This is a genomic window from Streptomyces sp. NPDC030183, from assembly GCF_055573455.1.
The window spans coordinates 1-7,652 of the sequence record NZ_JBVIBK010000067.1; the positions used below are offsets into that span (position 1 = coordinate 1).

General features: G+C 68.6%; 3 protein-coding genes and 1 pseudogene. 3 read left to right on the forward strand and 1 reads right to left on the reverse strand.

What is annotated here, in order from left to right; genetic code table 11:
- Positions 1–1,035 precede the first annotated feature (1,035 nt).
- The 3 genes and pseudogenes from ACZ4Z2_RS37245 to ACZ4Z2_RS37255 all read left to right on the forward strand — a co-directional run.
- Entirely contained in the window at positions 1,036–1,293 is a 258-nt protein-coding gene (locus tag ACZ4Z2_RS37245; protein WP_468082210.1) for a hypothetical protein, read from the forward strand.
- Positions 1,294–1,310: 17 nt separating this feature from the next.
- The gene (locus ACZ4Z2_RS37250) at positions 1,311–2,756 is read left to right on the forward strand and encodes a glycoside hydrolase family 43 protein (protein ID WP_468082212.1); all 1,446 of its coding nucleotides are present in this window, start codon (positions 1,311–1,313) and stop codon (positions 2,754–2,756) included.
- Positions 2,757–2,766: 10 nt separating this feature from the next.
- Positions 2,767–3,171, forward strand: a pseudogene (locus ACZ4Z2_RS37255) (non-reducing end alpha-L-arabinofuranosidase family hydrolase); the annotation flags it as partial.
- Between the two features lie 1,203 nt (positions 3,172–4,374).
- Here ACZ4Z2_RS37255 and ACZ4Z2_RS37260 read toward each other — a convergent pair.
- Complete coding sequence (locus ACZ4Z2_RS37260) at positions 4,375–7,440, reverse strand: FG-GAP-like repeat-containing protein (RefSeq protein WP_468082214.1); 3,066 nt, start codon at positions 7,438–7,440, stop codon at positions 4,375–4,377.
- Positions 7,441–7,652: the final 212 nt, after the last annotated feature.

The window sequence follows — 7,652 nt, forward strand, 5'->3', positions numbered from 1 at the left end:
GCTGCACACCTACAATCACCACCGCGGACACACCGCGCTGAAGGGCCAACCACCCGCCAGCCGCGTCCCCAACCTCTCAGGGCAATACATCTAGGCCCATGACATATCGCGCATCGCAGCTTCCCGGTCGGCGTGGAGGACGCTCCCATCCGAGAACGGCCGAGACAAGCCACCTCTTGTGACGGCCAGGCGGGCGACACCGGCAGCCAACGCGAAGCCAGGAACCAGAATTACAGCAGCACTTGGATCGCGACCGCATGGAATCGGTCGGCGATGAGCGCGCGCGGGCCCGGCGAAGCCATGGAGTGGATGCGCATCCTGCAGCCGCTCGCCGACTCCGGCGGCATGTACGAGCCGGACACCCGCGCCGTGGTCCACTCATGCCGACCGCGTGAAGCATCTGTAGCCCGACAAGCGCCGCAGGAGGGGGGAAGCCCAAGCCGCCCGCCGCGCCGCCGTTGCACCAACGCGCTGCGCCACGCCCTGCCGCGCACCCTGGCCCGCGCAGGCCTTCTCGACTCGCTCGAGCATCCTCACGCATGGCGGCGAGGGGACTCGGCTACGCACTCATCTGCTGGCGACGCCTACGAGTCTCATCGAACAGTTCGCGGCGGCGGAGGCAGTGGAACGGGGCTGTGCCTGTTTCCCGTCCCTCGGCGCTCGCGTGGGGAGGTCGCATTGTGAGGGCATCCCGCCCCACGTAACCCACCATCGTGCCCATGGACCACGCCCCGCGCTTTCACCAGCGGCTGACCACCCTCGACGAGCGCCTGGCCCTTATGGGCGACGTGCCGGTGCGTCTCCTGTAGCACGACCCCGTCCCGAGGTCGGGCCGGTCGGCCCCGGCTAACGGACGGGACGGAGGGACGACGCTGTTCTTGCGGTCTTCACCCCTCTTGACACCCTATTTAACCCCGCTCTAACTTTGGCCGACTTCACGGACGATGTCCGACATTTCGAACGGGGTGTCACTTCGTCAGACACTGCCCAGCTCTCTCGCTTCGGCTCCGCGACGTGAAAAAGGATGTCTCTGTCATGAGCGTTGCTTCCGCCACTGCCGGCATGGAACGGATCGTTCCCCGCTCCACGGCAACGGCGCTCGCCGTCCTCGCCCACAACGCGACGGCCGGGACGGTCGGCACGGGCACGGCCACTCCCCTCGCGCGCGTCAGCGACGTCGGCGCCTCGAGCACTGGCCTGGCCCTGCTCGGACAACGCGCCATCGGCACAGCCACCGGCTTCCCGTGCTCACGCGCCCGGAATCACGTTGCCACCCCGTCCCGGCACCCGTAGAAAGACAGGACCCGCACATGGCAAGGCTGCTCACCCGGCTCGCGGCGATATTCCTCGCCGTCGGCCTCTTCTTCACCTCCCAGTCCTTGGCCGCACCGCAGCGGGCGGCCGCCGCCGACCCGGGCTACCTGATGCTGCACTTCACCGGGGAGGGGTCTGCCGGTCAGCAGATGTACCTCGCGCACAGCGCGGACGGCCTCCACTGGAACGACCTCAACGGTGGAGCGCCGATCCTGCGCTCCACGGTCGGTACCAAGGGCGTGCGCGACCCCGCACTGGTGCGGTCCCCTGACGGCAGCAAGTACTGGATCATCGCCACCGACCTGTGCATCAGCTGCGGCCAGGACTGGAACGCCTCCATCAACAACGGCAGCCGCAACCTGGTGGTGTGGGAGTCGTCGGACCTGGTGTCCTGGTCGGAGCCGTGGCTGCTCAACGTCGCCGGCGCCATCCCCGACGGGCGCAACGCCTGGGCCCCCGAGGCGATCTGGGACCCCCAGACCAACGACTACGTCCTGTACTGGGCGACGAACGTGCCCCTCGACGGCAAGACGAAGCACCGCATCTTCTACGCCCGCACCAGCGACTTCCGCACGATCACCACCCCGCAGATCTACATCGACCGCCCCGGAGCCCAGGAAATCATCGACACGCAGATCGTCGAGGTGCCCTCCGGCGTCGGCGACTACCGCTACGTGCGCGCCTCCGGTGACGGCGAGATCACCCTCGAGGGCAGCAACTCGATCCTCGGCACGTGGACGAACCTCGGCAACCTCTCCGGCATCGGCCTGACCGGCGCCCAGGGGACCGGCAACAGGGTCGAGGGCCCGATGTGGATGAAGTTCCGCGACCGCAACGAGTGGGCGCTCTACCTCGACCAGTACGCCACCGGACGCGGGTACATGCCGGTCTACACGACCAACCCCTCCGCCACCGGTACCTACCAGCTCCCGGCATCGGGCAGCTACACCATGGGCGTCAACAAGAAGCGCCACGGCTCGATCATGACCCTCACCGCCGCCGAGGAAGCCCGGGTCCTCGCCCGGTACGTCAACACCCCCGCCAAGCGGCTCCAGTCCTTCAACTTCCAGGACCGGTACGTACGGCACGCCAACTTCGACGTGCGCATCGACCAGAACATCACCAGCGACGACGCCAAGTTCCGGATCCGGCCCGGCCTGGCCGGCACCGGCACCGTCTCCTTCGAGTCGGTGAACAACCCCGGCTACTTCCTGCGCCACGCCAACTACGACTTCCAGCTGGTCCGCAACGACGGCTCCGCCCAGTTCGCGGCCGACGCCACCTTCCGCCAGGTCGCCGGCCTCGCCGACGCCACCTGGTCCTCCTTCCAGTCCTACAACCACCCCGACCGCTACATCCGCCACTACGCCTACCAGCTCCGCCTCGACCCCATCAGCACCACGACGGCACGCGCCGACGCCACCTTCCGCGTGACCAACTGACCCAAAACCCAGCTTCGGCACGTCGTACACGACGGTCATGAAGGACACCGAGGACAAGCTGTTCGAGGCGGTGGAGGTCTACAAGGTCCAGGGCCAGAACCAGTACCTCATGATCGTCGAGGCGAAGGGTGCGAACGGGCGCTACTTCCGCTCGTTCACCGCCTCCAGCCTGAACGGTCCGTGGACCGAGCAGGCCGGCACCGAGAGCAGCCCCTTCGCGGGCAAGGCCAACAGCGGTGCCACCTGGACCAACGACATCAGCCACGGTGACCTGGTCCGCAACAACCCGGACCAGACCATGACCATCGACCCCTGCAACCTGCAGTTCCTCTACCAGGGCAGGGACCCCAACGCGAACGACCCCGACTACCTGAAACTGCCGTACCGGCCGGGCCTGCTCACCCTGCAGCGCTGACCAGTCTGATCCACGGTGATCGCGATGTGGTGCGGTCCGCCGACGCGTGGACGAGCCGTCTACGACGTGGGCGACTCCACCCGCTGACCGATACCCACCACCTCCAGGAACCCCAGCCGCGCGTCGGCTGGGGTTCCTCTCTTTCGTGGACAGGCCAGGCGCTCACCACAACCGCACCACGAGCTTTCGACGGCCTCCTCGCTGTGGTGCGAGGACGCGTCGGGAACCTCGCTGGGAGCTGCGGCTGTCTCCTGTGGCTTCGTTCATCTCCAGGAACAGCGTGTGTCGACCGGTTCTGGAGTCAGTTGTCGATCAGCCGACTCGCAAGTGTCGAGGAGAAATGACGGCACTGCCGAGTGACTGAGGGGAACGTGGGTCGGCCAGCCGCCCGTCAGGGCGGCGGCCGTCGAGGTAGGTAGCGGCAGAAGCGATGCGTATGTGGCGGCCGCGGTGCTATGAGACCAACAGAGCCAGCGCTTCTTCGCGTTGTGCTCGGCGATTTCCTGCATCATCGTGCGGTGCGGGAAGCCGCCGTCGAGTAGGCGAAGGGGGCCGGCCACCAGTGAGAGACGCATCGCGAGCATGTAGAGGTCGAGCCGTGCCGGATCGAGTCCGGGGCGGGACAAGGCTGAGTACTGGCGCCGCCCCGGCCGCGCTCAGTGTGGTCTGCGGGACGTATCCGACCTTGTCGAGGGCGTAGGAGTCTGCGCACGGTTCGGTGGTCTCCTTGTCCACGGCCGTGACGGGTCAGGCGGTGGCCAGCAGCAGCAGCAGGACGAACGTGGGGTCCGGGTCCTTTCGGTCCGCCCGGTAACAGTGGAGCCTCCACCCGTCTGTAGCGCCAGGAGGTAGTCGAAGCCGCGCTTCGCCTGCTCGGGCGTCAGCGGTGTACGGGACGGGATCAGGTACGGCATCGCGCTCTTCTTGCGATTGGTCGCTGCGCGACTCGCGGCGTCGTTCCCGAGGAGAAGGCCGGTCGTGGCGGTGTCGATGCTCCGCTTCCGTCCGGCGATCTATTCTGCGTCGATGCCCTGGCTGGAGGCGAGCGCGCTTGGTGGAGGTTTTCACGCTCTGCGCGTCGATCACGCAGTCCGACAGTTCAGCCGCCCTTCCTTCCTTCTGCCGGATACCTGGAGGTGGGTGGAGGTCGACTGTCGGACACCGAACCCTGGGGGCTCGGTGTCCGACGGAGCGAACTGTTGCTCAGAACACGCCTTTGTAGCCCTGCCAGCCGCTGGCGATCTTGGTACGGCTGCCGAAGGAGCCCTTGTCCGTGCCGTTGGAGCGCCACAGGTTGCCGGCGGTGTCGCGGGCCACGAGGTCGGCCTTGCCGTCGCCGGTGATGTCGCCCGCGCCTACAACGACGTTGTACGACGGGCCCCAGTCGTCGAACAGCTTGACCCGGCTCTTGAACGTGCCGGTCCCGGTGCCGTCGTAGCGCCACAGTTCGTTCGACCTGTCCTGCGCCAGCAGATCGCCGTGGCCGTCGCCGTTCAGGTCACCGGCGCCCAGGATTTTCTTGTAGCCCGTCCACTTGGAAGCGATCTTCACCCGGGCCGAGAGCTTCCCCGTGCTCGTCGCCTTGTAGAGGTAGACGTCCCCGGTCGAGGACTGACGGGCGATCAAGTCCGCTCGGTCGTCACCGCTGATGTCCCCCGGCGAGGTCAGCACGTCGTACTGGTCCCAGCCCGTGCCCAGCGAGGTGTACGCGGTCGCCGGGGTCACCGCCGCCTGGCACGCGGGCCGGTAGGCGCGCAGCGTGCCGCTGCTGTGGCGGACGAGCACGTCGTTGCACCGGTCGCCGTTCAGGTCGCCGTACGGCACGAACTTCGCGCTCGTCGGCCATCCGAGGCCCGTCTTCTTGCTGGTGAGGGTGCCGGTGCCGGTCCCGTACTGGTACGTCAGTCCGCCCGAGCTGTTGAGGGTGAGCAGCTCGCCGAAGCCGTCCGAGGTGGCGAAGTCCCGCCGGACCGGGGTGGCACCGGTGATCTTCACCGTGCCGGTCTTGGTCAGGGACGCGCCCTGTCCGTCGGCCGGTGCGGCGGTCAGCATCCAGGTGTACACGCCGTTGGCGACCAGCTTGCCCGCGCTGTCCTTGCCGTTCCACGACGCCGGGATCACGCCCTGTGCCGTACCGCCGGTCAGGGTGCGCACGGTCGTGCCGGTGGCCTTGTTCCTGATGACGAGCTGCCAGGAGGCAGCCGGCTTCGACAGCCACCACTTGGGGTTCCAGCTCGCGGCGCCGCCCTTCACATCGGCCGAGCCGGCGACGGTCGAGTCGAGCTGGCTGAGTGCCGAGACGGGGACGCCGCTGGAGACCACGTGGGTGTCGCCCTTGGCGTCCACGTAGGCGATCAGGCCGGTGTAGGGGTCGACGTCCCAGGGCTGCCCGGACTGGAAGGTCCCCGCCGAGTGCGACACGGGCGTGCCGCTGCGGACGTCGGTGACCTTGAACTGGCCGTCCACACCGGTGACGACGAATCCGTCGCCGAGCTTCGCGGTCTCCCAGTCTCCCTCGGTGAGGGTCAGTTTGGTCTTGGCGACGGTGTCGTAGACGCCCTGGCTCTCCGCCGACCCCACGCACGTCCACAGCAGCCAGCGCCCGGCCGCCTGCAGGTCCTCCAGCAGACACCCTGGTCCGAACCACACCGATTCGCCGCGCGCGCCCGTGCGGACGTCGACCGGTGCCACGCTGTCGTTGCCGTCCCGCACCCATAGGGTGGTGCCCCACATCGCCGTGCTGTGCTCCGGCGAGGTCAGCACTGTCTCGCCCGTGTCGAGGTCGATCACCCTCGTGTGCGACCCGGCTTCGTCGGTGTACTCGGTGGCCATCGCGACGTGTCGGCCCCTGGCGTCCCACACGCTGACGTAGTTGTGCTCGGCGTCGACGGGTGTGCCGGGCAGCGAGCCCGTCGGTCCCACGAACCGGGGCACGCGGTCGCCGCCCGAGGCCCACGGGTTCCAGACCACCGTGCGGCCGTCGCCGGTGCCCACCAGGTGGGGGCTGTCGTCGGTGACGCCCTGGGCTGTGCGTGAGCCGGCCGTGGGGGCGCCGCCGGTCGTGGCGATCGTCCGGCCGTACATGTACGTACGCCCTCGGTCCCAGTCGTGTTCCGTCACGGTCAGCCGGCCGCCCGCCAGGGTGAGTTCCTGCACGGGGTCGGTCACGGGCTTCAGTTCGGCGGCGGCGACCTTCTTGGCCACGGGGGTGCCGTCGGCGCCCGCGCGGACCAGGTTCACTCCCCAGTCGGCGGTGTCGGGGCCGCTGCCGGGCACCAGTAGGCCGCCGTCGGGGGTGGGGACGGCGAGGGAGAGACTGCGCGAGCGGGCTAGTACGGTCCCCTTGGTCGTGCCGTCGGTGGCGAGCGCCTGGACGCGCCAGACGGGCAGGGCGCCGTCCATGGCGCCCAGCGAGGAGTCGTAGCGGGAGACCAGAAGGGTGTCGCCGACCATGCCCAGCAGGTGCGTCGGCCCGTCGTTCACCAGGGGCACCGTACGGACGACGGTGTTCAGGTCGTCGCGGGAGTAGACGGAGACGGTCGTACCGTTCCACGACAGCAGATGGGTGGCGGTGAGGATCACGTTCCCGCTGCCGTTGCCGCTCGGGTCGTGGGACAGCTCGGCCAGCCGGCCCTCGTCGGCGTCGAGCCAGCCGCGCCGGAACGTCCCGTTGGCCTTGTACAGGACCACCATGCCGTGGGCGTCGGCCACGGGCGAGTCGCTGCTGGTCACCGAAGTGATGCCTGTCGGGACGCCCGCCACCGTGCGGTCGCGCACCGTACCGTCGTCCCGGAGGTCGAACAGGTGCCACGTCAGGTCGTCGCCCGTCCCCGACCATGCGGTCGTCACGACGGTCCGCCCGAGCGTCCCCTGGTAGGTGTGCCGGTCCGGGAGCGGGATCTTCGTGGCCGTCCCGCCCGCCGCCATGTCCCGCAGCGTCACGGTCTGTGCGTCATCGTCGTAGCGGGCGACGACGTCCGAACCGGCGCCGAACTCCGGCATCCCCCAAACCTCGGCGGCCGAGGCGTCCACCACCGTGTCCTCACCGGTGTAGGTGGTCCATACATGGCCGCGCCCGGGTTCATAGCGCAAAAACCCCGACGGCCCCGCGCTGAACAGGGCGGTCTGGGGCCGCAGCGACGTTTCCGCCGGGATGACCACCTCGGCGGCCCCCTCCGCGTGCACGTCGAGGGCCAGCGGTCCGAGGCCCATGGCCAAGGTGAGCGAGGCGGCGGCGGCACCGCCGCGCATGAGGACACGTCTGCCCACTCGGTTCCTCCACAGGGGACGGGATTTTGAGGGAGTTGGAAGCCAGGGAAGCAAGAAATGCGGGGAGACTCGTGTGGCGGGTGCGCGGACAGGGCGGATGGCAAGACGTCGATGTCCGAACTACCGTCCGAGTGGCCGGATATTATCAGCGGCCCAACGCGGCCATGACAGGTGGTGACCTGCGCGAACGCCCGCAGGCGGACTTCTGCCTA

What these genes read in the sequence shown, in the direction of transcription:
- ACZ4Z2_RS37250 (WP_468082212.1), top strand. Translation starts at nt 1,311, where the DNA reads ATGGCAAGGCTGCTCACCCGGCTCGCGGCGATATTCCTCGCCGTCGGC.
- ACZ4Z2_RS37245 (WP_468082210.1), top strand. Translation starts at nt 1,036, where the DNA reads ATGAGCGTTGCTTCCGCCACTGCCGGCATGGAACGGATCGTTCCCCGC.